Raw genomic sequence first — 24,344 nt, forward strand, 5'->3', positions numbered from 1 at the left:
GGACTGCAGGAGCTTAGCCAGCAGGCTTGGAGGCGTCGACACCTGCAACAGCTTTCCGGGTCACATCCGCCGCATCCACGATGGGCGCTTCGTCCCTGGGCACATCTTCCCTGGGCACTTCTTCCCTGGGCGAGGCGCCTCGGGCGATGTCCTTCTTTTCCAGGTACTTGTGCCACCAACGCAGGGCGTGATCCACCACAATGCCCAGCACCACAGCGAAGGCCACGGCAATCCCTACGCCCAGGAGCGGGTTGTGGTGCACCCACTGCCCCGCGAGCAAGCCTATGCCGATGGAGTAGGCCACCCACGTGACGCAAGCGAAGGCGTCCAGCCAGAAGAAAGTGCGGTGGCGGAAACCCGTTTGTCCGGCCACGTAATTCACAGCCACGCGGCCCCACGGAATGTAACGGGCCGTGAAAATAAGCACAGCGCCGCGCTTGTCCAGCTCATACTGCGCCCAGGCGAACATTTTCTGGACCTTGGGCCTGCGCATCCACTTCCAGCGGGTGAGGCCGATCTTCCGGCCGAGCATGTAGGCCATGTTGTCGCCCGCCATCGCGCCGACCAGCGCGGTGGCGCCCAGGATCCAAAGATTGGGTTCTCCGCTGTGAAGGGACAGCGCCGAGAGACCCACAATGGCTGTTTCGCTGGGGAGGATGGTGGCGAATCCGTCAATAAAGAAGAAGACCAGGAGTACCGGGTAAATCCATGGCTGCCCGGCTGCATGCTCGAGCATTAGGTTCAAAGACTCCACGCGGTGGTAGCTCCTAGACGAATATGACTTGACACTGTGACCAAAGTCGCTCTTAGTGTCCCACGGCCAGGACGTCGTTCGCTACGCCCCGGCCTTGGGATCACGCGTTTAACGCTACTGGGGAGGTTACGGTTCCGTCGTCAACCGCCGGGCTGATCTTGCCGGCCACGCAGCGTCATACCGTGGGTGGAGGCGGGACGTCTTCGCCGGGCATGTTTTTCCGGTCCAGGGGCACGGATCCGCGGACCCTGCTGATGATGCGGTCAATAATGACGCCCAGGATCACTGCGACCACTATCGCGATGACGGCACCCAGCAAGTGGTTGTGTTCGAACCAGACGCCGAAGAAATACCCGAGGACAACCGAATAGCTGGCCCAGAGGACAGCTGACATAGCGGTGAGGGCCACGAAGCGGCGGTGGTTGAAGTGCGTAGCGCCTGCCGTCAGGTTGACCGCTACCCTCCCGATGGGGATGAACCGGGCCACCATAATGAGCGAGGCCGACCGGCGTCGGAGTTCCTTGCCTGCCCAACGAAAGGCGCCCTGCATCCTTTGGGTGCGCATCCAACGCCAGCGCTGGATGCCGATCCGACGGCCAATAATGTAGGCAATGTTGTCTCCGGAGAATGCCCCGAGGGCTGCCATCAGTCCAAGCAGCCACACGTTGGGTGAGCCGCTGCTTCCGGACACTGCGCTGAGGCCCACCACAACGGATTCGCTGGGGATGGGCGGGAAGAAGCCATCGATTACGCAGCAGGCGAGCACAAGGAACAACACCCACGGCTGCTCGGCTGCGGCGAGGATGAAATCGTTGATGCCCTGCACGGTTTCCTTACGGTAGCCGGCTCCCCCACAGGCGCCGGATGACTGGTGTTCCGGGCTGTCCTTGGCGAACAACCCGGAACACTTAAGCCTAGGCGATACGGTCGATGATGAGCTGGTGCGCCGGGCGCGAACCCTCGGGTGCGATCACCACTGCATCCCGCAGGGCTTCCTTGGCCCGGTCGAACTTCTCCGGAGTATCCGTCAACAGGGTCATTAACGGCTCGCCGGCACGCACCAGGGCGCCGGGCTTGGCGTGCATCCTCACGCCGGCACCGGCCTGGACCTGGTCTTCCTTGCGTGCGCGGCCAGCGCCGAGGCGCCAGGCCGCCACACCTACGGAGAGGGCGTCCAGCTCCACCAGGACACCGTCCGCGGGAGCGTAGATGACCTCGGATTCCCTGGCCACCGGCAAGGCAGCACGTGGGTCTCCTCCTTGGGCTTCGATCATCCGGTTCCAGACGTCCATGGCACGTCCGTCCTTCAGGGCCGCCGCCGGATCGGCGTCGTGGATGCCGGCGCCTGCCAGCATCTCCTCTGCCAGGCGGACGGTCAGCTCGACGACGTCTTCCGGACCGCCGCCCGCGAGGACCTCCACTGATTCCTCAACTTCGATCGCGTTTCCAGCGGTCAAACCGAGAGGCGTGGACATATCCGTTATCAGTGCCACCGTGTGCACGCCGGCGTCCTTGCCCAAGGCCACCATGGTCTCGGCAAGCTCGCGGGCACGGGCCTCGTCCTTCATGAAGGCACCCGAGCCAACCTTGACGTCCAGCACCAACGAACCCGTGCCTTCCGCGATCTTCTTGCTCATGATCGAGGAGGCAATCAGCGGGATGGCTTCCACCGTGCCCGTGACGTCGCGCAGCGCGTACAGCTTCTTGTCAGCAGGCGCGAGCCCGGACCCTGCGGCACAAATGACCGCGCCCACGTCCTGGAGTTGCGCCATGATTTCATCGTTGCTCAAGTTGGCGCGCCAGCCGGGGATGGCTTCGAGTTTGTCCAACGTTCCGCCGGTGTGGCCGAGGCCGCGGCCCGAAAGTTGCGGGACCGCGACGCCGAAGACGGCTACCAACGGGGCCAGCGGCAGCGTGATCTTATCCCCTACCCCGCCGGTGGAGTGCTTGTCGCTGGTAGCCTTCGTGCCGCCGTCGGGCCTTGTCAGGGACGAGAAGTCCATCCGCTCGCCCGAGGCGATCATGGCGGCTGTCCACCGTGAAATCTCGGCGCGGTCCATGCCGTTGAGCAGGATGGCCATGTTCAGCGCGGCCATCTGCTCCTCGGCAATGACCCCGCGGGTGTAGGCGTCGATGGTCCAGTCGATCTGCTCGGGCGAGAGAGCGCCCTTGTCGCGCTTGATGGAAATGATCTGGACGGCGTCAAACGCTTCAGTGCTGGTCACGTGGTTTCCTCCAGGTTTTCGGGACCAAAGGCGTCCGGCAGGACCTGGTCCATGGTTTTGATGCCCTGCGTTGTCATGAGCTGCATGCCCGGCGCCCTGAATTCGTAAAGCAGCTGGCGGCAACGCCCGCACGGCATGAGGATGTTGCCTTGGCCGTCCACGCAATAGAACGCAGCGAGCCTGCCGCCACCGGACATGTGGAGCTGGCCCACCAAGGCACATTCAGCGCAAAGCGTCAGGCCGTAACTGGCATTCTCCACGTTGCAGCCGCTGATGATCCTGCCGTCCTCGGTGAGGGCCGCAGCCCCCACCGGGAACTTCGAATATGGCGCGTAGGCGTTTTCCATGGCCTGCTTTGCAGCCTGTTCCAGGGCGTCCCAGTCAACGTCTACCGTAGGCATCGTCAACCCTTCACATACGGTATGCCGCTTGCGGCCGGTGGCCGCGACTTACCCACCAAACCGGCGACGGCGAAGATGGTCACCAGGTACGGCAGCATGGCCATGAACTGGCTGGGCACCGGGGTACCGATGATGCCCAGGATCGACTGCAGGTTGTAGGCAAAGCCAAACAGCAGCGAGGCCAGGAAAGCGCCGATCGGGTTCCATCGTCCGAAGATCAGGGCAGCCAGTGCGATGAAGCCGCGGCCGCCGGAGATGTCCTTGGTGAAGGAGTCGATGGTCACCAGCGTGAATACGGCGCCACCGATACCGGCGATCGCACCACCCAGGGTGACGTTCCGGAAGCGGGTGGCATTGACGTTGATACCGAGGGTGTCGGCAGCCTGCGGGTGCTCACCGACGGCACGGACCCGAAGTCCCCAGCGGGTCTTGAACAGCCCAAACCACACCACTGCGACGGCGATGTACATGAGGTAACCGGCGATGGACTGCTCAAACAGGATGGGCCCGATGATGGGGATGTCAGAAAGCAGCGGGATCGGCAGGATGTCCAAGCGTCCCGGGGTGTTGAACTGTTCCTTGTTGGGAACCATCAGCGTGCCATACAGGAAGCCCGTAAGACCCGAAACGAGCACGTTCAGGACAACGCCAACGATGATCTGGTTGACCAGGTACTTGATGCTGAACACGGCAAGAACCATGGACACAGCAGCACCGGCAGCGGCCGCGGCGATCAGGCCGATGTAGGGGCTGCCCGTCATGGTGGCTACCAGAGCGGCGGTGAAGGCCCCGCCCAGCAGCTGGCCTTCGATGGCGATGTTGACCACGCCCACACGCTCACACAACACGCCGGACAATGAGCCGAAAACGAGAGGAACGGCCAGCGTTACCGAACCTGCAACCAGGCCCGCCAAGGAAATGGACGGCTGCCTGGCGCCGGCCACAATCCACACCAGCAACGCGAACACGAACACCACGGCAAACGCGATGGGCAGCCACTTAGGCGAGCGCTCCCCCTGTGTCCAGAGGTAGATCGAGTAGGCAGCCATGGCAAGGAGCAGGATGCCCAGGACAACACCGCCTACTTGCCCGGGAATCATGAGGGCGGGGACGGCAACGGCGTCACCGGCGTCGCTGATCTTCATCTCGGCAGTCTGGTCCGGACCAAGGAAGCCAAAGAAGACCAGGGCGATGAGCGCCAGAATGCCCAGCGACAGAGGAACCTTCATGGAAGGGCGGAACGCCGGCAGGGCCGTCGAACCCGGCTTCGGAGCGGTAGTTGTCGCGCTCATTTGGCACCTCCGGAGGCGTTGACGAGGGCAGCCTTGGGAGCCGCTTTCGGTGTCTTGTTCTTCTTCTTGGGTTCAAGCCTGAAGATCGACCTGATGAGGGGCGGGGCTGCGATGAACAGGACGATCAGCGACTGAACGACCAACACGATGTCGATGGGCGTGCCCGTTTGGATCTGCATCTGCACGGCCCCGGCACGGAATGCGCCGAACAGCAGGCCTGCGAAGAACGTTCCCCACGGCGTGCTCCGGCCCAGCAGGGCAACGGTGATTGCGTCGAAGCCGATCTGGGCAGCGACGCCGCCGGTCAGAACCTTTTCGGTACCGGCCACCTGTGCGACGCCACCAAAAGCAGCGAGTGCACCGGCCATGGCCATCACCAGGATAGTGGCGCGGGATACCTTGACGCCGGCGGTGCGTGCTGCGACGGGGTTGGCACCAACTGCACGGAACTCGAAGCCAATGGTGGACCGGTTCAGCAGCCACCACACGCCGTAGGTCAGGGCTATTGCCACCAGGAAGCCCAAGTGGAGCCGGGACCCGGGGATGAGGACCGGATAGGTTGCGGATTCGTCGAGGCGTGGCGAGATGGGGCTGTTGTCCCCGGGACGCCGGAACGCCGGAGTGTTCAGCAGGAAGTCCAGCAAGAACAAGGCCACATAATTCAGCATGATGGTCACAATGACCTCATGCGCACCGGTCCGTGCTTTGAGGATGCCAACAATCGCGCCCCAGAAGGCACCGCCGAGGACGCCCATGATGATGACCACCAACAAGTGCAGGCCGAACGGCAGGTGCCAGGTGAAGCCGACGTATGCGGCGAGCGTGGCGCTGATAATGATCTGGCCTTGGGCACCAATGTTGAACAGGCCCGCCCGGAAGGCCAAGGCGACGCCCAGGCCGGCACAAATGAGGGGTGTGGCCACCGTCATGGTCTCAAGCAAGGGCTTGAAGCCCTCGCGGGGATTGAACACCGCGCCTTGGAAGAGCGCGGCATAGCTTTCGGTCATGGCGCTCCACAACGCGCTCAGGAAATCCGTGGGGCGTGCGAACAAGTAGCCCGCGGTCTTGGCAACCTGCGCATCTGTGCTGGCGATCAACAGGCCGCCGAGGAACAGCGCCACAATGACGGCCAGGACGGACACGAAGCCGTTGCCCATCACGATCCGGCGGATGAGGCTGCCCTGCTGCTGCCCTGAATCTCCGCTTTGGGACGAAACCGGCACAATGGACGGTTCAAGCATGCCGCCTGCGGTATCGAGGGAGACATCTGCCGCACGGAGGTCCGCTGTGGACTGGTCCTCAGCGGGAAGGGCGGGTGTTGGTTCGCTCTTGGACTGATCGTTCTCAGTCATCGGAGCCTCCTTCCGGGCCGACGCCGGCCATCATCAAGCCGAGGGTGTCGCGGGGTGTTCCAGCTGGGACGATGCCCACGAGCTTGCCCTTGTAGAGCACGGCAATCCGGTCGGCGAGTTCAATGACCTCGTCAAGTTCAGTGGAAACGATCATCACGGGGGTTCCAACATCCCGCTCGGCAACGATGCGCTTATGCAGGAACTCGATGGAGCCAACATCCACGCCGCGGGTCGGCTGGCTTGCGATGAACAACCGCAACGGCCGGGACAGTTCCCGCGCCATGACCACTTTCTGCTGGTTGCCGCCGGACAGTGTTCCGGCAGCCGAACCTGCGGAAGGGGTCCTGATATCAAATTCTTCGATCTTGGCCTTGGCGTGCTCGGCAACCTTCGCCGGTTTCATGCTGATGCCGCTGGCAAACGGGGCCTGGTCATACAGGTCCAGCACCAGGTTCTCGGCTACAGAGAACGGTCCGACCAGTCCATCCACGGTCCGGTCTTCGGGGACAAAGCCAACGCCCGAACGCAGTACATCCTTGACCGGAAGGCCCAGCAGCTGTTTGCCGTCCAGGGTCACCGAACCTGTGACGTGCTCCTGCACGCCCAGGATGGCTTCGGTCAGTTCCGTTTGGCCGTTGCCCTGGACACCGGCGACGGCGAGGATCTCGCCCTGGGCGATGGTGAAGCTGATCCCGTCCACCACGTTGGTGCCATTGGCGGCGCGGACTGTCAGGTTCTCCACCACGAACGTGGTTTCCTTCGGCTGGGCCGGGGCCTTGTTCAAGCTCAGGCTGACTGGGCGGCCCACCATCATGGAAGCCAGCTCGGTAGCTGAGGCCGAAGGAGGAGCATCACCCACCACCTTTCCGCGGCGGACCACCGTGATGACGTCCGATACAGCCTTCACTTCGCGGAGCTTGTGCGAAATGAAGACAATGGAGGTGCCGCCGGCTTTGAGCTGCCGCATGATGTCCAGGAGCTCATCGGTTTCCTGCGGCGTCAACACGGCCGTGGGTTCGTCCAGGATAAGGACCTTGGCTTCGCGTACCAGCGCTTTGATGATCTCCACGCGCTGCTGGACACCCACAGGCAGGTCCTCCACCAGGGCGTCCGGATCAACGTCGAAGCCATACTTATCGGAAATCTCCCGGATCTTTTTCCGGGTTTCGTCGATGCTGAGGACACCGCCGAACGTGGTTGGTTCCGCGCCGAGGGCCACGTTCTCTGCAACCGTGAACACGGGGACCAGCATGAAGTGCTGGTGCACCATGCCGATGCCCGCCGCCATCGCATCACCGGGGCCGCGGAAATTGACGGGCTGGTCATCCACCAGGATCTGGCCCGCTGTGGGCTCATACAGCCCATACAGCACATTCATGAGGGTTGATTTACCGGCACCATTTTCGCCGAGGAGGCAATGGATCTGGCCGGATTCGACCACGAGGTCGATGTCTTGGTTGGCGTAGAAGGTCCCGAAGGCTTTCGAGATCCCCTTCAATTCGAGTTTCACAACTCCCACCGTTCTGTGAGTCCAGGGACTTACTGCAGACAAGCCTTTGGCTTGGCATCAGCCTAGTCAGGGCAAAAACGCGCCGCCAGTACCGGGGCTCGGTACTGGCGGCGCGTCCAGGAATTGTTTACTTCTTGGGGCTCGCTGCCGATTCGACAACCAGCTTGCCGGAGACGATGTCAGCCTTCAGCGCATCGAGTTCGGACTTCGTCTCGGCGGAGACGGCGGAATCAAGGTCGTGGAACGGTGCGATGGCAACGCCGTCGTTCTCCAACGTGCCAACGTAGGCTGCGTTGCTGAACTTGCCGTCCTTGTCGTCCTTCACCACGGTTTCAACAGCTTCACCCATCTGCTTGACCACGGAGGTCAACATGAGGTCCTTGTATTCGGGAGCCGTGAGGTAGCCATCGGAGTCGACCCAGACGAGCTTGACGTCCTTGCCTGCCGCTTTGGCTTCCTTGAGCGCAGCGCCTGCACCCTTGCCAACCGGGCCGGCGACGGGCATCACGATGTCCGCACCCTGGTCCAGCAGGTTGATGGTGACCTGCTTGCCGGTGTCCTGCTTCTCGAAGTCGCCCGTGAACGAACCGTCCTGGGTGTTCTTGTCCCAACCGACAACCTGGACGGACTTGCCCTTGGCCTTGTTGTAAGCCTGGACGCCGTCATAGAAGCCATCCATGAAGATGGTGACGGTGGGGATCTTGATACCGCCGAAAGTACCCACCTTGCCGGTCTTGGACGTAGCGGCGGCCGCGTAACCGGCCAAGTACGCCGCCTGTGCCGTGTCATACACGATCGGCTTCACGTTTGCGATGGGGGTTTCGTACGAGTAGTCGATGATCGCGAAGTGCTTGTCAGTGTTCGCCGCAGCGGCAGCCTTGGTGGCATCGCCCAGGAGGAAGCCCACGGTAACCGTCAGGTTGCAGCCTGCCGAGACCATGCCGTTCAGGTTGGTCTCGAAGTCGCTGTTGGCCTTGGACTCGGCGGACTTGACCTGGATGCCGAGGTCGGTTTCAGCCTTCTTGAGGCCTTCGAACGAGGACTGGTTGAAGGACTGGTCATCGAATCCGCCCGAGTCGGACACGATGCATCCAACAAAGTCGCTCTTGGTGGCGGCGCCGGATCCGGCGTCGGGAGCCTGTCCACAACCGGTCAGCAGGAGCGCTGCCGCTCCAACGGTGGCAACCCCGGCCATTGAACCGCGCTTCAGGGTGGCACGCAGTGGTTTCTTCAATTTTCCTCCAGGAAGAAAGTGATTGGCGCTACGACGGATGGTCAATGAGTGTCCGTTTCCTATACCTGAGGCAGAAATTCTGTTTTCACTGATGCTCGCAGCTGCGACTAAGCGCATTGATGTCACCAACACTAGTGGCCTGGAACACACCCAGCTACCACAAATGATCACTCCAGGTCAGATTGTTGACCTTTTGTTACCAAGCAGTAGCCGGGTGTGCAAGTCACACGCGTTCCATCCCTTGATTACAGGCGGACGAGCATCTTTCCGGTGTTCGCGCCATCAAGGAGGTCAATGAAGGCCTGCGGCGCATTCTCCAGTCCATCGACGACTGTCTCGTCGTAGCTGACACTGCCATCGGCCAGCCAACCGGCCATGTTCTGCGCGAACTCCGCAGCGTGCTGGCGCTGTCCACCTACCAGGAACCCACGCATCGTGAGCTGCTTCCCGATGGCCACGGCCAGGTTCCTGGGTGCAACCGGGGGCTCGGTGGAGTTGTACTGTGCGATGGCGCCGCACATGGCCACCCGGCCGCCAACGGTGAGGGTAGCCAAGGCTGCCTCGAGGTGCTCGCCGCCGACGTTGTCGAAGTACACATCGATACCGCGCTCCCCCGCTGCCTCACGGAGCTGCTCCAGCACCGGGGCGTCGTTGTAGTTGAACGCGGCGTCAAAGCCAAGCTCCAGCAAGCGGGCAACCTTTTCCGGCGATCCGGCACTGCCGATGACCTTTGACGCTCCCATGGCCTTGGCGATCTGGCCTACCATCGAGCCGACGGCACCTGCCGCACCTGACACGAAGACAACATCGCCCTCCTTGAACTCTGCCACCTTGAGCAGTCCGGCGTAGGCAGTCAGCCCGGTCATGCCAAGGGCACCGAGGAACGCGGAGGTCGGAGCGAGTCCGCTCGGGACCGGCGTCGTCGCTGCGGCGTCCACCACTGCGTGCTCACGCCACCCCAGTTGATGCACGACGACGTCACCCACCTTGTGCGCGTCCGAACGGGACGCGATCACCTCACCGACCGCACCGCCGTCGAGCGCTGCATCCAGGCGGAAGGGCGCCGAGTAGGACTTGACGTCGTTCATGCGGCCGCGCATGTAGGGGTCCACGGACATGAACTGGTTCTTCACCAGGAGCTGTCCCTCGGCGAGCTCGGGAAGCTGGGCTGTTGCCAACCGGAAGTTCTCCGGGGCCGGCCTGCCAACCGGGCGGGAGGCGAGCTGGATTTCGCGGGTTTCGGTTGCTGCGGCGCTCATGCTGCGAACTCCACGAGCTTGAGGTCTACGGCCATGTTGCCGCGGGTGGCGTTGGAGTAAGGGCAGATCTGGTGCGCTTTGGCCATCAGCTCTTCAGCGGTGGTGCGGTCCAGTGCAGGCAGGGCGATCTCGAGTTCGGCGGCCAGACCGTAGCCTTCGCTGTCCGTCAACGCACCGAAGTGGATCTTTGCAGCAACAGCCGAATCGCTGAGGTCGGCGCGCTCTTTGCGGCCCACCAGGCGGAGCGCGGAGTGGAAGCACGCAGCGTAGCCGGCAGCGAAAAGCTGCTCCGGGTTGGTGCCTTCACCGTTGCCACCGAGTTCCACGGGGCTGGCAAGTGCTACATCCAGTTTGCCGTCATTCGTGCGGGCGTTGCCGTCGCGGCCTTCGCCGGAGGCCAGTGCCTCGGCAGTGTAGAGAGTCTTCATGGTGTTTCCGTTTCTCTTCGGGAATGGATGGCTTGGAAAACTTTTCAGAGTGAGTTGTTCAGCGCTGCCGTGAGCTTGCCGAGGGTGGCGTGCAGCTGTTCGATCTCGTCGGCAGAAAGGCCGGCGGCGTCCGCGAGGCGCTGGGGCACTGCCTGGGCGCGGTCGCTCAAGGCGGTCCCTGCGCCGGTCAGGACGACGTCCACGCGACGCTCGTCCTCTGCGGAGCGGCGGCGTTCCACCAGGCCCAAAGCTTCGAGCCGCTTGAGCAGGGGCGAGAGCGTTCCGGAATCAAGGCCCAATTCGGCACCGAGGTCGCGAACGCTCCGAGGCTCCTGCTCCCACAGGACCAGCATCACCAGGTACTGCGGGTACGTCAGGCCAAGGTCCTCCAGCACGGGGCGGTAGACCGCCGTCGCAGCCTTGGAAGCCGAGTACAGCGCAAAGCAAACCTGGTGGCGGAGGCGGGGTGCATCACTCATGAATAAAACGATAGTGCACAATTCAATTGTGCACAACTCATCTACGCCGAGCGCACCCAACTGAGTAACAGCACCTGTCCTAATGAGGGCTCAATGGAGCAGGTGCTGTTACTCAGTTGGGTATTACTGCTCGAGGTCGCGGATGGTGCGGAGGGCAGCTGCGGTCAGGACGCGGATGGCGTAGCCGAGGGCGCGTTCGTCCACGACGAAGTCGCCGCGGTGAAGATCGTATTCTTCGCCGCCGGGCGTGTGCGTGCCGAGGCGCATCATGGCGCCGGGAATGTCGGCCAGGAACCAGGCGAAGTCCTCCCCACCCATGGACTGCGGGGTGAGGACCACTGCGTTCTCACCCAACTCCGCGCGGGCAGAGGCTTCGATGAGGGCTGTCTCGTGCTCGGAATTGACCACCGGGGGCACGCCGCGGGTGTGCTCCATGTGGACGTCCACGCCGTAGGGCGCGGCAACCTGCTTCACCACTTCGTCCAGCAACTCCCCCGCACTGTGCCAGGCGTCGCGGTCAAGGCAGCGCATGGTGCCGGCCATATAGCCGGAGCCGGGGATGGCGTTGGGCGCAGAGCCCGCGGAGATCTGGCCCCAGACAACGGACACGCCACTGCGGACATCCACCCGGCGGGAAAGAACGGCGGGGACGTTGATGGCGATCTGCGACAAAGCGAAGACGAGGTCCTCGGTCAGGTGTGGCCTGGACGTGTGGCCGCCCCTGCCGGAGAGTTCAATCTTGATGGTGTCCGACGCCGAGGTAATGGCACCGATGCGGGTGCCGATCTGGCCCACGTTGATCCGGGGATCGCAGTGCAGCGCCAGGATACGCGGCACGCCTTCAAGCACGCCCTGCTCGATACAGGACAACGCGCCACCGGGCATGGTTTCCTCGGCAGGCTGGAAGATGATCCGGACCGTGCCACCCAGCGGATTGTTCTTGTGCATCCGCTGCAGCGTCAAGGCAATGCCGAGCATGGCAGTGGTGTGGACGTCGTGCCCGCAAGCATGGGTAACGCCATGGTTCTTCGACGCGAATGGCAGGCCGGTTTCCTCAATGATCGGCAGTGCGTCAATGTCCCCGCGAAGGGCCGTGGCAATGGGGCCTTCGCCCACATCAACCGTCAGCCCGGTCTCCTCCAGCCGCCGCGGCTTCAGCCCGGCTGCTTCAAGCCGCTCCACGAGCTTGTCCGTGGTGCGGAATTCCTTAAAGGACAGCTCCGGGTGCGCATGGAGGTCACGCCGGAATTCGATGAGGCCGGGAAGCAGTTCATCAACCCAAGGACTCACCACGGGAGCGGGCTCGGTTTCAGTCGTGTAATTGCGCACGTCACAACTCTAGTCATCCGTGGCCCGCGAAGAACGAAAGCCACCTCTTGGTTACGCTGCGTTCAGCGGCAGGACAACCAAAGAGGTGGCTCACGGTATAAGCGGTTGCCTTACAGAACGTCCGTATCGCCGCTGGCTTTGAGGGCGTCAACCGTGCCCTTGACCAGTTGGGCGTGTTCCTTGGTGGTGACCAGGAGTGCGTCCGGGGTGTCCACGATGACTACGTCCTTGATGCCGATCAGGGCAATAACACGCTTGGTATCGGATACCACCACTCCGCTGGCATTTTCAGCAAAGACGCGCGCGCCTTCACCAAGCACCGTCACTTCGTCGACGTCGCCGGCGTTGTTGAGGCGACCGATCGCGGCAAAGTCGCCAACGTCGTCCCACCGGAAAGTGCCAGGCACGACGGCGACATCGCCGGCCGCCGCTGCGGGCTCGGCCACCGCGTAGTCAATGGCAATCTTGGGCAGGGTGGGCCAGACACGTGCGGTCACTTCGGCGCGCTGCGGCGTATCCCAGGCCTCGGCGATTTCCTGCAGGCCCGCGAAGAGCTCCGGCTGGTTGGCTTCCAAGTGCTTGAGCATGAGGGCCACAGGAGCGACGAACATGCCGGCGTTCCAGACGTAGTCGCCTGCCTCGACGTACTTGTTGGCAACTTCCTGGCTGGGCTTCTCCACGAACTCCGCAACTGCAAGGGCGTTGGGGGCGCCTTCGACGTGGAGGGCCGCGCCGGAACGGATGTAACCGAAGCCAGTGGACGGGTGCGTTGGCTTGATGCCAATGGTGACGATCTTGCCCATGGCGGCGGTATAGATCGCCTCGCGCACGGTTTCCTGGAAGAGATCGTCAGGACTGATGACCTGGTCTGCTGCGAAGGAGCCCATGATGGTGTCCGGATCGCGGCGATACAGGATGGCAGCGGCCAGTCCGATGGCAGCGCCGGAGTCCTTGGGTTCGCTTTCGAGCACCAGTTCGTCGTCCCCTATTTCAGGGAGCTGGCGGCACACTGCGGCACGGTGTGCCTCGCCGGTTACTACGAGCACCCGCTCGCCGGCCAGCGGCTCGAGGCGGTCATAGGTGGCCCTCAACAACGTGCTGCCGGAACCGGTCAGATCGTGGAGGAACTTGGGCGCGGCGGCACGCGAGAGCGGCCACAGCCGGGTCCCCACACCGCCCGCCGGAATGACCGCATGGAAGCGGTTCATGGGCGATTCCGGGTATTTCGCGTCTTCTGTACTCACCGCAACACTTTATCCGACGCAGCCGGGAAGCCCCGCAGAACGCCACGCATGTGGTCTTCGTCTCAAGCGCTGACGAAAAACGCCTGAATACGGGCAGGAAACATGGAATTAACAAGCAGAGAAGCCAGTCCTAAATTGAATATGCTGTTAGCGAAGCCTAGATTTAGGCGTGAGCTACGAGTGCTCTCGCAGCAGGCGTTCCCCCCGCATGGATCCCATGCCAGCGCCGCTGTGTTGCAGGAAGGTTTAATCAGTGCCGACAAAACCAGCTGGCACCTTGTACCGCGGCCGTGAAGGCATGTGGTCCTGGGTTGGACACCGTATTACCGGTGTAGTGATCTTTTTCTTCTTGTTGGTCCATGTGCTGGACACCTCATTGGTGCGCGTGTCCCCTGAGGCCTACACGGCCGTCATTGGTGCTTACAAGAACCCCCTCATGGCCCTGGGGGAAACGGGCCTGGTCGCTGCGATCATTTTCCACGCCTTCAACGGCCTGCGCGTGATTGCCATCGACTTCTGGAAGAAGGGCGCGAAGTACCAGCGCCAGATGCTGTGGATCGTGCTTGCGCTGTGGCTGGTCACGTTCGCCGGCTTCGCCATCCGCCACCTTTCCCTCGCGCTGGGAGGCCACTAAGCCATGACAACGATCGAATCCCCGCGCAGCGGGAAAATCGGCTCCGGCAAGATCGCACCGAAGTACAACCGCACCGGCTCCAGCCGCGGCAACTTCGAGATGATCGCCTGGCTCTTCATGCGCCTCTCCGGCATCGTCCTGGTGGTGCTGATCTTCGGCCACCTCTTCGTGAACCTGCTGGTGGGCGAAGGCATCCACGCCATCGACTTCGGCTTCGTAGCCGGCAAGTGGGCCGATCCCTTCTGGCAGTTCTGGGACCTGGCCATGCTCTGGCTTGCCATGCTGCACGGCACCAATGGCGTCCGCACCATCATCAACGACTACGCCGAGAAGGACTCCACGCGCTTCTGGCTCAAGATGGTCCTTTACGCGGCCACCCTGGTCATCATCATCCTGGGCACGCTGGTGATCTTCACCTTCAACCCGTGCCCCGTGGTGGACGGCGTTCAGCTTCCCGGCGGATTCTGCCCGGCCCCGTAGAGGCCGAGCCACAGCGGCGATGCCGGTTTGATACGGCACGCCTGACGTAGCGGAGCAGCCTCCGCCGACCATCTGAATTTTGAAAGAGAGAGCATCTGGTATGCAGGTCCATAAGTACGACGTCGTCATTGTCGGTGCAGGTGGCGCCGGCATGCGCGCCGCGATCGAGTCCGGTCAGCGCGCACGCACAGCGGTACTGACCAAGCTCTACCCCACCCGCTCGCACACCGGTGCGGCCCAGGGTGGAATGTGTGCAGCACTGGCCAATGTCGAAGAAGACAACTGGGAATGGCACACCTTTGACACCATCAAGGGTGGCGACTACCTGGTTGACCAGGACGCAGCCGAGGTCATGGCGAAGGAAGCCATCGACGCCGTGCTGGACCTGGAAAAGATGGGCCTGCCGTTCAACCGCACGCCCGAGGGCCGGATTGACCAGCGCCGCTTCGGCGGCCACACCCGCGACCACGGCAAGGCCCCCGTCCGCCGTGCTTGCTATGCGGCCGACCGTACCGGCCACATGATCCTGCAGACGCTGTACCAAAACTGCGTCAAGCACAACGTTGAGTTCTACAACGAGTACTACGTCCTGGACCTGCTGATCGTCGAAGAAGACGCAGTGCGCGAAGACGGTACTCCGTACAAGCAGAAGCGTGTTGCCGGCGTGGTCTCCTACGACCTCGCTTCCGGTGAACTTCACGTCTTCCAGGCCAAGTCCGTCGTGTTCGCCTCCGGCGGCGCCGGCAAGGTCTTCAAGACCACGTCCAACGCCCACACCCTCACGGGCGACGGCATGGGCATCGCGTTCCGCCGCGGCATCCCCCTGGAAGACATGGAGTTCTTCCAGTTCCACCCGACCGGCCTGGCCGGCCTGGGCATCCTCCTCACCGAGGGTGCACGTGGTGAAGGTGCCATCCTGCGTAACTCGGAAGGTGAGCGCTTCATGGAGCGCTACGCCCCCACCATCAAGGACCTTGCACCCCGTGACATCGTGGCCCGCGCCATGGCGAACGAAGTGCGTGAAGGCCGCGGTTGTGGTCCGAACAAGGACTACGTCCTCCTGGACCTGACCCACCTTGAGCCGGCGCACATCGAAGCCAAGCTCCCGGACATCACCGAATTCGCCCGCACCTACCTGGGTGTGGAACCGTTCACCGACCCGGTCCCCGTTTTCCCGACGGCGCACTATGCCATGGGCGGCATCCCCACGAACATCACCACCGAGGTGCTGCAGGACAACGACACGATCGTGCCGGGCCTCTACGCAGCCGGTGAAGTTGCCTGTGTATCCGTACACGGCTCCAACCGACTCGGCACCAACTCGCTCCTGGACATCAACGTGTTCGGCAAGCGCGCCGGCATTGCCGCCGCTGAGTACTCCAAGACGGCCGACTACGTCGAGTTGCCCGAGGATCCCGAGGCAATGACCCGTGGCATCCTGGGCGGCCTGCTCAACGGCAACGGCACCGAACGTGTTGCACAGATCCGCAAGGAACTGCAGGACACCATGGATGCCAACATGCAGGTGTTCCGTACCAAGGAATCGCTGGAGCAGGTCCTCAGCGACATCGCGTCCTTCGAGGAGCGCTACAAGAACGTCACTGTCCAGGACAAGGGCAAGCGCTTCAACCTGGACCTCCTGGAAGCAGTGGAACTGGGCTTCCTGCTGGACATGGCCAAGGTCATGACCGTCGGTGCCCTGCACCGTGAAGAGTCCCGCGGTGGGCACTACCGTGAGGACTTCCCGGACCGCAATGACGAAAAGTTCATGAAGCACTCCATGGCTTACCTGGACAATTCCGTCACCGTCGACTCCTCGGCGGAATCCGTCGCGGGCATCCGTCTTGAGACGAAGCCCGTCATCTTCACCCGTTACGAGCCGATGGAGCGTAAGTACTAATGACGACCGAAATGGCAGAGCCCGCTTCCAAGATCGAGCTCCCGGCAAGCGTTGCCGGCGACGGTGAAATCCCCACGTTCCACATCACGCTCCGCGTGCGCCGCTACGATCCCGAAATCTCGGACGAAGCACGCTGGGACGACTACAAGCTGACCATGTACGGCACGGACCGCGTGTTGGATGCCCTGCACAAGGTCAAGTGGGAAATCGACGGCACCGTTTCCTTCCGTCGCTCCTGCGCCCACGGCGTGTGTGGCTCCGATGCAATGCGCATCAACGGCCGCAACCGCCTCGCTTGCAAGACGCTGCTGAAGGACCTGGACACCACCAAGCCCATCACCGTCGAGCCGATCAAGGGCCTCCCCGTGGAGAAGGACCTGATCGTGGACATGGAACCCTTCTTCCAGTCCTTCCGCGAAGTCATGCCGTTCCTGATCAACAAGGGCCACGAGCCCACCAAGGAACGCCTGCAGTCCGTTGAGGACCGTGAGCGCTTTGACGACACCACCAAGTGCATCCTTTGCGCAGCCTGCACCTCGTCCTGCCCGGTCTTCTGGACCGACGGCCAGTACTTTGGACCGGCAGCAATCGTCAACGCACACCGCTTCATCTTCGATTCCCGTGATGACGCCGGCGACATGCGCCTTGAGATCCTCAACGACAAAGAGGGCGTGTGGCGTTGCCGCACCACCTTCAACTGCTCGGAAGCATGCCCTCGTGGCATCCAGGTGACCCAGGCAATTGCCGAGGTCAAGCAGGCCATTCTGGCCCGCAAGATCTAGCCACCGTTCTTCAAAGAACAAACACGACGACGGCGCCACTCACCACTGATGGTGAGGGGCGCCGTCGTCGTTAATCACTTTCTTCAACCGGTCAATGCAACGCAAGGAGACCAACGTGTCACGCTCCGAAAAGATCAGCTTCACCGGAAGCACCGGCGATACGTTGGCGGGCGTCGTGGACGTTCCTGAGGGCCCGGTACGGGGCTGGGGCCTCTACTCCCACGGCCTGACGCTCGGCAAGGACAGTCCTGCCGCTTCCCGTATCTGCAAGGGGCTGGCCGAGCAGGGCATTGGAATGCTGCGCTTCGACAATCTGGGCTTGGGCGGCTCAGCAGGTGAATGGTCGGCGGGATCGTTCAGCGTGAAGGTGGCCGACACCATCCTGGCCGCGGAATTCATGCGGGAACAGGGCCGGGGAATCTCCCTGCTGGTGGGCCACTCCTTCGGCGGTGCTGCTGTGCTTGCCGCTGCCCGCGATGTCCCGGGGCTCAACGCCGTGGTGACTGTTGGCGCACCCTACGAGCCCAAACACGTTGAGCACATGTTCGACGCCGAAATTGAGGACATCCTGCGCGATGGCAGCGCTGTGGTGGACCTCGGTGGACGTCCCATGGAGGTCCGCCGCCACTTTGTGGAGGATGTGGAACGCGCCGATCTGCGCGACTGCATCCGCACCCTCCACAAGCCGCTCATGGTGATGCACTCCCCCACCGACAACACCGTGGGGATCGATAACGCCAGTGAGATCTTCCGTACCGCCCGGCACCCCCGGAGTTTTATATCGCTGGAGGGCAGCGAGCATCTCCTCACCGGGAAGGGCCAGGCAGCACGGGTTGCCCGGATTATCAGCGCGTGGGCGGATCCCTATCTGGAGATCCGCGACGCCGGTTAGCTGCTACTTGCCGATTGCCGCTTTGCTTTCGCTGAGCCACTGCTCGGCCGCCTTCTCCGGGGTCAGTCGCTTGAAGAGGACCTCGGTGTTGATGCGGGCCGTGATCTCGGAGACAGCCGTCGAACCGGTAGGACCGATAAACGTGGGGGCAAAGTCCATCTTGCCGATCTGGTCAATGTAGGCGGCCTCAACCTTGCCCTGGGGCGTCAACAGGTCCTGGATGGCCGTGCGCATGCCGGAGTTGCTGGGCACACCACGGTCGCTCTGGATGATCTTGGCCGCAGCCTCATTGTTCACCAGGAAGTTCACCAGCTTGGCGGCGGCATCTGTGTGCTTGCTGCGTGCGGAGATGGTGTAGAACTGCGAGGACTGGAGCCAGATACCGGGCGTAGGTGTCTCACCGGGCAGCTTCAGGAGCTTCAATTCGGCCCCTGAAGCCTTGCTGAGCGCAGAGAGCGAGTTGCTCCACGTGAGCATCATGCCGGCCTGCCCCATGCCCATCAGCGTCTGCTCCGTACTGACGTTGAGCTTCTCAACGGTCTCCGAAGCACTGGGCGCTGCGCCGGACTCACTGAGCTTCAGCGAGAAGTCGAAGTAGTCCTGGACGGTTTCCTTGTCCAGTCCCAGCTGGCCGTCTTGCGTGTAGAGCGACTTGCCACGTTGGCGGGCGAAGGCATCCAGGGAGTCATGAGTGAGGACGGTCGCCGTGCCATAGGTGCCCTTGGGGCTCTTGGCCGTGACGTCCTCCGCGATCTTTGCGAACTCGTCCCAGGACCACTTGCTGTCATCCGGCAGTGCAACACCGGCGGCCTGGAAGACGGCAGGGTTCACTACGATTGCCAAGGCGTTGGCGCCTGTGGACACTCCGAACTGCTTGCCCTGGACCTGCCCGTTTTCCAAGGCTCCCTGGTCAATTTTGGAAAGGTCCAGGGAACCGCTCACTTTGGACAGATCCAGCAGTGCGCCGCGGTTGGCGTATTCGGCCGGGTAGGCGCCGCCCATCGTGATGACATCGGGAGCGTCGTTTGCTGCCACCTGGGTGGCCAGTTTGTCGAAGTACCCCGTGATGTCGCCGTATTCCGGTTTGACCTTGATGTTGGGGTTGGCTGCCTCGAACTCCTTGATCGCTTTGTTGGTCAACTCGGCACGGTTGGCGTTGCCCCACCACGAGAACCGGATTTCAACCGGGCCGTCTTCAGGCTGGTTGGTGGAGGGGCTGGAACAGGCTGCAGTGAGCCCGAGCATGCTGACGGCTGCTACGAAAGCTATGGACTTCCGGATACGTCGGAGGGATTTACGCGTCATTGGGTAAGCTTCTTTCAGGCTCAAGAAAACGGTTCCTGAAACGTATCAAGGCCGTGTATATTCGTCAATAGTTTTGAATATGAACTATTTAAATCCACTGAGGAGTCCGCCTTGACCATGCGCTTGGACCAGATCCAGATCCGGGACCCATTCGTGCTTACCCAGCAGTCATCCGGCTGCTATCTGCTCTTCGGCAGCACTGACAAGAACATCTGGTCCGGGCCTGCCACAGGGTTCGACTGCTACCGAAGCAGCGACCTTGCCACTTGGGAAGGTCCGCTGCCCGCCTTCCGCCCATCCCCCGAATTCTGGAGCCACGAACAGTACTGGGCTCCTGAGGTGCACCAGTACCAAGGGCGCTACTTCATGTTCGCGACGTTTACTGCGCCCGGGCGTTTCCGTGGAACGCAGGTACTTTCAGCAGCTGCGCCTGAGGGCCCCTACGAGCCGTGGAGCGATGGTCCTGTCACACCCGGTGACTGGGAGTGTCTGGACGGGACGCTCCACGTGGACGATGCCGGGACGCCCTGGATGGTGTTCTGCCACGAATGGAAGCAAGTACACGACGGAGCCATGATGGCCCAGCGGCTCAGCCCGGACTTGCGGACAGCTGAGGGCGTGCCCGTCTTCCTCTTCAGCGCTTCGGAGGCACCATGGTCCCGCGCCCTGGATGTTCCGTCCGTCCAGGACAGTGAGTTTCCCGTCCACGTCACTGACGGGCCCTTCCTCTTCCGGCTTTCCAGCGGAAAGCTCATCATGTTGTGGTCGAGTTTTGGCGACCACGGCTACGCAATGGGGATCGCGCGAAGCGAATCCGGAACAGTCTTGGGCCCATGGACCCAGGAACCGGAGCCCCTCTGGAGTACTGATGGTGGCCACGGCATGATCGGCCGTGCACTGGATGGCAGCCTTTTCCTGACACTTCACCAGCCCAACAAGAGTCCGCACGAGCGGGCTGCGTTCTTCCCGCTCATCGAAGGTGAGGACACCGTAGTTCTGGCCCTGAGGGAATACGATCCCGCCAACACCGGCGCCTGAGGGGTTGACAGCTCCTTACTCCAAGGACAAGGATTGAATCGTTTCGGAAAACGGTTTCTCACGTAGGCAAATCACGCCGCATTCCGTGTGGACGGCCGTTTACGAGACCTATTTGACCGGATTGTCCCCAGCAGCAGTCAAAGCAGACAGCATCAGGAGGGCGTGCACAGTGCACAGCCAAAGCACCATACATAGTCCGCAATCCCCCGCAGCCATCGACCGCAAGGTCCTCGTGCGGCGCCACAACGTCCGGCAGGAACACCTTGACCCCAGGAGCCCAGTGTCCGTGGGCAACGGAGAATTCGCCTTCACCATGGATCTCACGGGGCTGCAGTCGTTGCCCGACGCCTATCCCGTTGGCGCCCGCGACGAGCTGCCACCGGGAACGCTGCTGGGTACGCAAGCCCAGTGGGGTTGGCACTCGGTCCCATCTGAGCAGCCTTATGACCTGGCCGGTTCCACTGTCCTTTACGATTCACCCCGCGGCCCCGTGCCCTACGTGGACATGGTGGGCGACATCGTCAACGATCGCGAGACGGATACGTCGTTGGCGGAAACCTGGCTGAGGGCGAACGCCCATCGGCTGGACCTTGGGCGCATCGGTTTCCGCTGGCTGGAGGACGGCGCTGAACGCCCCCTCACAGCAGCAGACATCGCTGACACCGAACAAATTCTCGACCTGTGGACGGGGATCGTCACCAGCCGCTTCACGCTGGCGGGCCACCCCGTGACAGTTACGACGGCGTGCCACCCCGACCGCGATGAACTCGCCTTCCGAGTTGAATCAGAGGCGCTCGGTGCTGGCTTGGTTGTGGGCATCGGCTTCCCGTACGGTTCCGAAGCCTGGCATGACGCCGCGGACTGGAACAGCCCGGAAGCCCACGCCACGAACCTTGCGGAGCCGTCCAGCGCCGATGAATACCCGGGCACCCAGGTCTGGCAAGCCCATCGCGAGATGGATGACTCCCGCTACCAGGTGCTGGTCACCGGGCAGGACCTGACGGTCAAACAAACCGGGCAGCACCACCTCCGGATAGAGCCAGCTGGATCAGGCCGCCCGGTTAGCGCCGGAGTGTTGGACTTCACCGTTGCCTTCCTCTCCGCGGGCGATGGTGACTGCATCCCGAGGGGTGACAACAGGCTTATTGCCGAGGCACCCAAGCCGAAGCCTGCCGCGAACGCCAGCACCGGCGTCGTGCTTTCACCTTCCACCAGCGTAGTAGCAGCAGCCGAGGCCTATTGGCCGGCGTTTTGGGCTTCGGGTGGGGCAATCGAGCTCGATGCGACCGCCGATCCCCGCGCAAAGGAGTTGGAGCGCAGGATCGTGCTGTCCCAGTACCTGACGGCGATCAATTGCTCAGGCTCGTTGCCTCCACAGGAGACCGGGCTTGTCTGCAATTCGTGGCGTGGCCGCTTTCATCTTGAAATGCACTGGTGGCACGCCGCGCACTTCGCGCACTGGAACCGCGTGGAGCTGCTCCTGCCATCCTTGCGGTGGTACTCCACGGTGCTGGAGACCTCCCGCCAGACCGCCAAGGCCCAGGGCTTCGAGGGCGTCCGCTGGCCCAAGCAGGTAGGGCCCGACGGAAGGGAGAGCCCCAGCCCGATCGGAACGTTCCTGATCTGGCAGCAGCCACACCCCATCCACCTGGCCGAGCTGGTATATCGGGCCAACCCCAGCCGGGAAGTGCTGGAAGAGTTCGCGGAGATCGTGTTCGAATCGGCCGCTTTCATGGCGAGCTTTGCGCATCCAACATCGCGCGGCTTCGAGCTGGGCCCACCCCTGATCCCGGCGCAGGAAAGCTACGGCTCCATCCGGGCCAAGGTCACCAATCCGACGTTTGAGTTGGCCTACTGGCAGTGGGGCTTGCGGACGGCGGCTGACTGGCGTGAGCGGCTGGGCCTGGAACCCGTGCCGGAATGGTCTGACGTAGCCGATGGCATGGTGCCACCTCGCGTGATCGACGGCGTCTACGCTGCGATCGATGTGGAGCCCTTCACCATCCGCACGGACCACCCGTCCATGTTGTGTGCCCTCGGCGTCCTCCCGCAGACCGACCTCATTGATCCGGACATCATGCGCGCCACCCTGTCCGACGTCCTGGCGGACTGGGACTGGGGCAGCACCTGGGGCTGGGACTATCCAGTGATGGCAATGACCGCTGCCCGGCTGGAGGACCCCGAGGCAGCCGTGGACACTCTCCTTCAAAGCGCCGGCAAGAACACGGTTCTCACCAATGGACACAACCGTCAGACGGATTCCCTGCCGCTCTACCTGCCGGGAAACGGAGGGCTGTTGGCCGCCGTCGCATTGATGGCGGCGGGCTGGGACAACGGGCCGGAGCGGCATGCCCCGGGATTCCCGGCCGACTGGACCGTTGCGTGGGAAGGGCTGGTGCAGGCGCCATGAGCACCACCAGACAATCTCCTCGCCGCTACGCGATGATCGGAACGGGCAGCCGCTCCGAGATGTACGTCCGGGCCCTGTTGGGCAGCCATTCCGACGTCGGCACTCCGGTAGCGTGGGTGGACTCCAATCCCGTGCGGATGGCCTACTACGACCGACTCCTCGGCGAATTGCGGCCGGGAGCCCCACTGCCGCCGTCGTACTCCCCTGCCCAACTGGAGCAAATGCGCGAGGAAACGGGCGCCGATGCGGTAGTCATCACGACTCCGGATTTCACGCACCACGAGTACGTGATCGCGGCGCTGAAGCTCGGGATGGACGTCGTGGTGGAAAAACCCCTGACAGTGGACGCACAGAAGGCCGCCGCAATCGCTGACGCCGCCGCTGCGTCCTCGGCCAATGTCACCGTCACGTTCAACTACAGGTATTCACCGCGGAACACTCTGGTCCGGCAACTGATCGACGCCGGCGAAATCGGCAGTGTCACCTCGATCCACTTCGAATGGCTCCTGGACACAGGGCACGGCGCAGACTACTTCCGGCGTTGGCACCGGGAAAAGGAGAAGTCGGGCGGCTTGCTGGTTCACAAAGCAACACATCACTTCGACCTGGTGAATTGGTGGACGTCCGGTATTCCGGAGACCGTGTTCGCGTTGGGAGGGCTGAACTTCTATGGGGAGGGCAATGCCGGCTCGTCATCTCCCGGGGCGTCGGACGGGCGGTTCGGCCTTGACCTCGGCAAAGACTCCAGAATGCAGCAACTGTTCAAGGACGCTGAACACGTGGACGGGTATCGCCGCGACCAGGACGTCTTTGCCCCGGGCGTCACCATCGAGGACAACATGAGCGTCCTGGTGGGCTACCGCAGCGGAGCCAGCCTGGCGTACACCTTGCACGCGCATGCACCATGGGAGGGTTACCGGGTGGCCATCAACGGCACACGTGGTCGGTTGGAATTGGATGTGGTGGAGAAACCCCACCGCGCCCGGGACGCAGACCAGACGGTGGATCCCAGTGCGCAGGATGAGGCGGCCACGGCCGCCTCGGCGGACACCGCTGCCCGCGATTCCCTGCGCCCACGATCCAGCACATTACTCCTCCAGAAGCACTTTGAGCGGCCGGTCGAGATTCCCATTCCCGTGGGCGTGGGCGGACACGGGGGCGGCGACCTGAAACTGCTCGACGACGTCTTCCGTGGTGCCGTTACTCCGGGCTCGGCTGGTGCCATCCCCGGCGAGGAAAACCTTGCCCGACGCGCCGGCTACCTGGACGGACTACGGAGTATCGCCGTCGGAATCGCAGCGAACACGTCAATAGCCTCAGGCGAAGTGACCCGCATAAGTCAGCTTGGCTTCCCGATCGACTAGCTGGCTCTGACGTTGCAGGCCCGCTGTTTCGT

22 protein-coding genes are annotated in these 24,344 nt (G+C 62.7%); 8 read left to right on the plus strand and 14 right to left on the minus strand.

Annotated elements, in window-relative coordinates:
• Window positions 1–13 precede the first annotated feature (13 nt).
• From GVL04_RS00705 to GVL04_RS00765, 13 genes are all read right to left on the minus strand, one after another.
• Window positions 14–736, minus strand: coding sequence for a DedA family protein (locus tag GVL04_RS00705; RefSeq protein WP_159699032.1), 723 nt, complete (start codon window positions 734–736; stop codon window positions 14–16).
• A 193-nt stretch (window positions 737–929) separates the two neighbouring features.
• On the minus strand, window positions 930–1,580 hold the full coding sequence (locus GVL04_RS00710) for a DedA family protein (protein ID WP_159699035.1): 651 nt from the start codon (window positions 1,578–1,580) through the stop codon (window positions 930–932).
• A gap of 88 nt (window positions 1,581–1,668) precedes the next feature.
• Entirely contained in the window at window positions 1,669–2,979 is a 1,311-nt protein-coding gene (locus tag GVL04_RS00715; RefSeq protein ID WP_159698049.1) for a thymidine phosphorylase, read from the minus strand.
• Entirely contained in the window at window positions 2,976–3,380 is a 405-nt protein-coding gene (locus GVL04_RS00720; protein WP_159698052.1) for a cytidine deaminase, read from the minus strand. The genes GVL04_RS00715 and GVL04_RS00720 overlap by 4 nt, the downstream gene beginning before the upstream one ends.
• Window positions 3,381–3,382: 2 nt before the next feature.
• Entirely contained in the window at window positions 3,383–4,672 is a 1,290-nt protein-coding gene (locus GVL04_RS00725; protein ID WP_159698055.1) for an ABC transporter permease, read from the minus strand.
• The gene (locus GVL04_RS00730) at window positions 4,669–6,024 is read right to left on the minus strand and encodes an ABC transporter permease (RefSeq protein ID WP_159698058.1); all 1,356 of its coding nucleotides are present in this window, start codon (window positions 6,022–6,024) and stop codon (window positions 4,669–4,671) included. Before GVL04_RS00730 ends, GVL04_RS00725 begins: the two co-directional genes overlap by 4 nt.
• Window positions 6,017–7,534 (minus strand): ABC transporter ATP-binding protein, encoded by a 1,518-nt coding sequence (locus GVL04_RS00735; protein WP_159698061.1) that lies wholly within the window; start codon window positions 7,532–7,534, stop codon window positions 6,017–6,019. Before GVL04_RS00735 ends, GVL04_RS00730 begins: the two co-directional genes overlap by 8 nt.
• A gap of 127 nt (window positions 7,535–7,661) precedes the next feature.
• Entirely contained in the window at window positions 7,662–8,900 is a 1,239-nt protein-coding gene (locus GVL04_RS00740; protein WP_159698064.1) for a BMP family protein, read from the minus strand.
• A 113-nt stretch (window positions 8,901–9,013) separates the two neighbouring features.
• Window positions 9,014–10,027: an NADP-dependent oxidoreductase gene (locus GVL04_RS00745; RefSeq protein WP_159698067.1), complete on the minus strand. Its 1,014-nt coding sequence runs from the start codon at window positions 10,025–10,027 to the stop codon at window positions 9,014–9,016.
• Window positions 10,024–10,455, minus strand: a complete 432-nt coding sequence (locus GVL04_RS00750) for an organic hydroperoxide resistance protein (RefSeq protein ID WP_159698070.1) — start codon at window positions 10,453–10,455, stop codon at window positions 10,024–10,026. Before GVL04_RS00750 ends, GVL04_RS00745 begins: the two co-directional genes overlap by 4 nt.
• A 44-nt stretch (window positions 10,456–10,499) precedes the next feature.
• Window positions 10,500–10,934: a MarR family winged helix-turn-helix transcriptional regulator gene (locus GVL04_RS00755; protein WP_159698073.1), complete on the minus strand. Its 435-nt coding sequence runs from the start codon at window positions 10,932–10,934 to the stop codon at window positions 10,500–10,502.
• 123 nt (window positions 10,935–11,057) lie between these two features.
• Complete coding sequence (locus GVL04_RS00760; RefSeq protein WP_159698076.1) at window positions 11,058–12,263, minus strand: amidohydrolase; 1,206 nt, start codon at window positions 12,261–12,263, stop codon at window positions 11,058–11,060.
• Between the two features lie 110 nt (window positions 12,264–12,373).
• Entirely contained in the window at window positions 12,374–13,507 is a 1,134-nt protein-coding gene (locus GVL04_RS00765; protein WP_159698079.1) for a mannose-1-phosphate guanylyltransferase, read from the minus strand.
• Between the two features lie 253 nt (window positions 13,508–13,760).
• Between GVL04_RS00765 and sdhC the strand changes: the two genes are divergently transcribed.
• The 5 genes from sdhC (at window position 13,761) to GVL04_RS00790 (ending at window position 18,195) form a co-directional block, all read left to right on the plus strand.
• The gene (sdhC, locus tag GVL04_RS00770) at window positions 13,761–14,141 is read left to right on the plus strand and encodes a succinate dehydrogenase, cytochrome b556 subunit (protein WP_089594138.1); all 381 of its coding nucleotides are present in this window, start codon (window positions 13,761–13,763) and stop codon (window positions 14,139–14,141) included.
• Between the two features lie 3 nt (window positions 14,142–14,144).
• Window positions 14,145–14,621: a succinate dehydrogenase hydrophobic membrane anchor subunit gene (locus tag GVL04_RS00775; protein WP_026542860.1), complete on the plus strand. Its 477-nt coding sequence runs from the start codon at window positions 14,145–14,147 to the stop codon at window positions 14,619–14,621.
• 100 nt (window positions 14,622–14,721) lie between these two features.
• A complete protein-coding gene (gene sdhA, locus GVL04_RS00780; RefSeq protein ID WP_159698082.1) occupies window positions 14,722–16,521 on the plus strand; it encodes a succinate dehydrogenase flavoprotein subunit in 1,800 nt (599 codons plus the stop codon).
• Window positions 16,521–17,303, plus strand: a complete 783-nt coding sequence (locus GVL04_RS00785) for a succinate dehydrogenase iron-sulfur subunit (RefSeq protein ID WP_024820061.1) — start codon at window positions 16,521–16,523, stop codon at window positions 17,301–17,303. The genes sdhA and GVL04_RS00785 overlap by 1 nt, the downstream gene beginning before the upstream one ends.
• Window positions 17,304–17,418: 115 nt before the next feature.
• The gene (locus GVL04_RS00790) at window positions 17,419–18,195 is read left to right on the plus strand and encodes a carboxylesterase (protein WP_159698085.1); all 777 of its coding nucleotides are present in this window, start codon (window positions 17,419–17,421) and stop codon (window positions 18,193–18,195) included.
• 3 nt (window positions 18,196–18,198) lie between these two features.
• Here the strand turns inward: GVL04_RS00790 and GVL04_RS00795 are convergent, their stop codons facing one another.
• Entirely contained in the window at window positions 18,199–19,500 is a 1,302-nt protein-coding gene (locus GVL04_RS00795; RefSeq protein WP_159698088.1) for an ABC transporter substrate-binding protein, read from the minus strand.
• 117 nt (window positions 19,501–19,617) lie between these two features.
• On the opposite strand from GVL04_RS00795, the gene GVL04_RS00800 reads away from it, so the two are divergent.
• From GVL04_RS00800 to GVL04_RS00810, 3 genes are all read left to right on the plus strand, one after another.
• Complete coding sequence (locus GVL04_RS00800; protein WP_159699038.1) at window positions 19,618–20,538, plus strand: glycoside hydrolase family 43 protein; 921 nt, start codon at window positions 19,618–19,620, stop codon at window positions 20,536–20,538.
• Window positions 20,539–20,707: 169 nt separating this feature from the next.
• Window positions 20,708–22,948, plus strand: a complete 2,241-nt coding sequence (locus GVL04_RS00805) for a hypothetical protein (RefSeq protein WP_159698091.1) — start codon at window positions 20,708–20,710, stop codon at window positions 22,946–22,948.
• The gene (locus GVL04_RS00810) at window positions 22,945–24,312 is read left to right on the plus strand and encodes a Gfo/Idh/MocA family protein (protein ID WP_159698094.1); all 1,368 of its coding nucleotides are present in this window, start codon (window positions 22,945–22,947) and stop codon (window positions 24,310–24,312) included. Before GVL04_RS00805 ends, GVL04_RS00810 begins: the two co-directional genes overlap by 4 nt.
• Window positions 24,313–24,344: the final 32 nt, after the last annotated feature.

Origin of the sequence: Arthrobacter sp. 18067, assembly GCF_902706295.1 — a bacterium.
Classification (GTDB): Bacteria; Actinomycetota; Actinomycetes; order Actinomycetales; family Micrococcaceae; genus Arthrobacter.

Excerpts from the sequence above, each read along its gene's own strand:
- GVL04_RS00705 (WP_159699032.1), bottom strand. The coding sequence starts at position 736 with ATGCTCGAGCATGCAGCCGGGCAGCCATGGATTTACCCGGTACTCCTG.
- GVL04_RS00720 (WP_159698052.1), bottom strand. The coding sequence starts at position 3,380 with ATGCCTACGGTAGACGTTGACTGGGACGCCCTGGAACAGGCTGCAAAG.
- GVL04_RS00725 (WP_159698055.1), bottom strand. The coding sequence starts at position 4,672 with ATGAGCGCGACAACTACCGCTCCGAAGCCGGGTTCGACGGCCCTGCCG.
- GVL04_RS00730 (WP_159698058.1), bottom strand. The coding sequence starts at position 6,024 with ATGACTGAGAACGATCAGTCCAAGAGCGAACCAACACCCGCCCTTCCC.
- GVL04_RS00745 (WP_159698067.1), bottom strand. The coding sequence starts at position 10,027 with ATGAGCGCCGCAGCAACCGAAACCCGCGAAATCCAGCTCGCCTCCCGC.
- GVL04_RS00750 (WP_159698070.1), bottom strand. The coding sequence starts at position 10,455 with ATGAAGACTCTCTACACTGCCGAGGCACTGGCCTCCGGCGAAGGCCGC.
- GVL04_RS00755 (WP_159698073.1), bottom strand. The coding sequence starts at position 10,934 with ATGAGTGATGCACCCCGCCTCCGCCACCAGGTTTGCTTTGCGCTGTAC.
- GVL04_RS00775 (WP_026542860.1), top strand. The coding sequence starts at position 14,145 with ATGACAACGATCGAATCCCCGCGCAGCGGGAAAATCGGCTCCGGCAAG.
- sdhA (WP_159698082.1), top strand. The coding sequence starts at position 14,722 with ATGCAGGTCCATAAGTACGACGTCGTCATTGTCGGTGCAGGTGGCGCC.
- GVL04_RS00785 (WP_024820061.1), top strand. The coding sequence starts at position 16,521 with ATGACGACCGAAATGGCAGAGCCCGCTTCCAAGATCGAGCTCCCGGCA.
- GVL04_RS00795 (WP_159698088.1), bottom strand. The coding sequence starts at position 19,500 with ATGACGCGTAAATCCCTCCGACGTATCCGGAAGTCCATAGCTTTCGTA.
- GVL04_RS00800 (WP_159699038.1), top strand. The coding sequence starts at position 19,618 with ATGCGCTTGGACCAGATCCAGATCCGGGACCCATTCGTGCTTACCCAG.
- GVL04_RS00810 (WP_159698094.1), top strand. The coding sequence starts at position 22,945 with ATGAGCACCACCAGACAATCTCCTCGCCGCTACGCGATGATCGGAACG.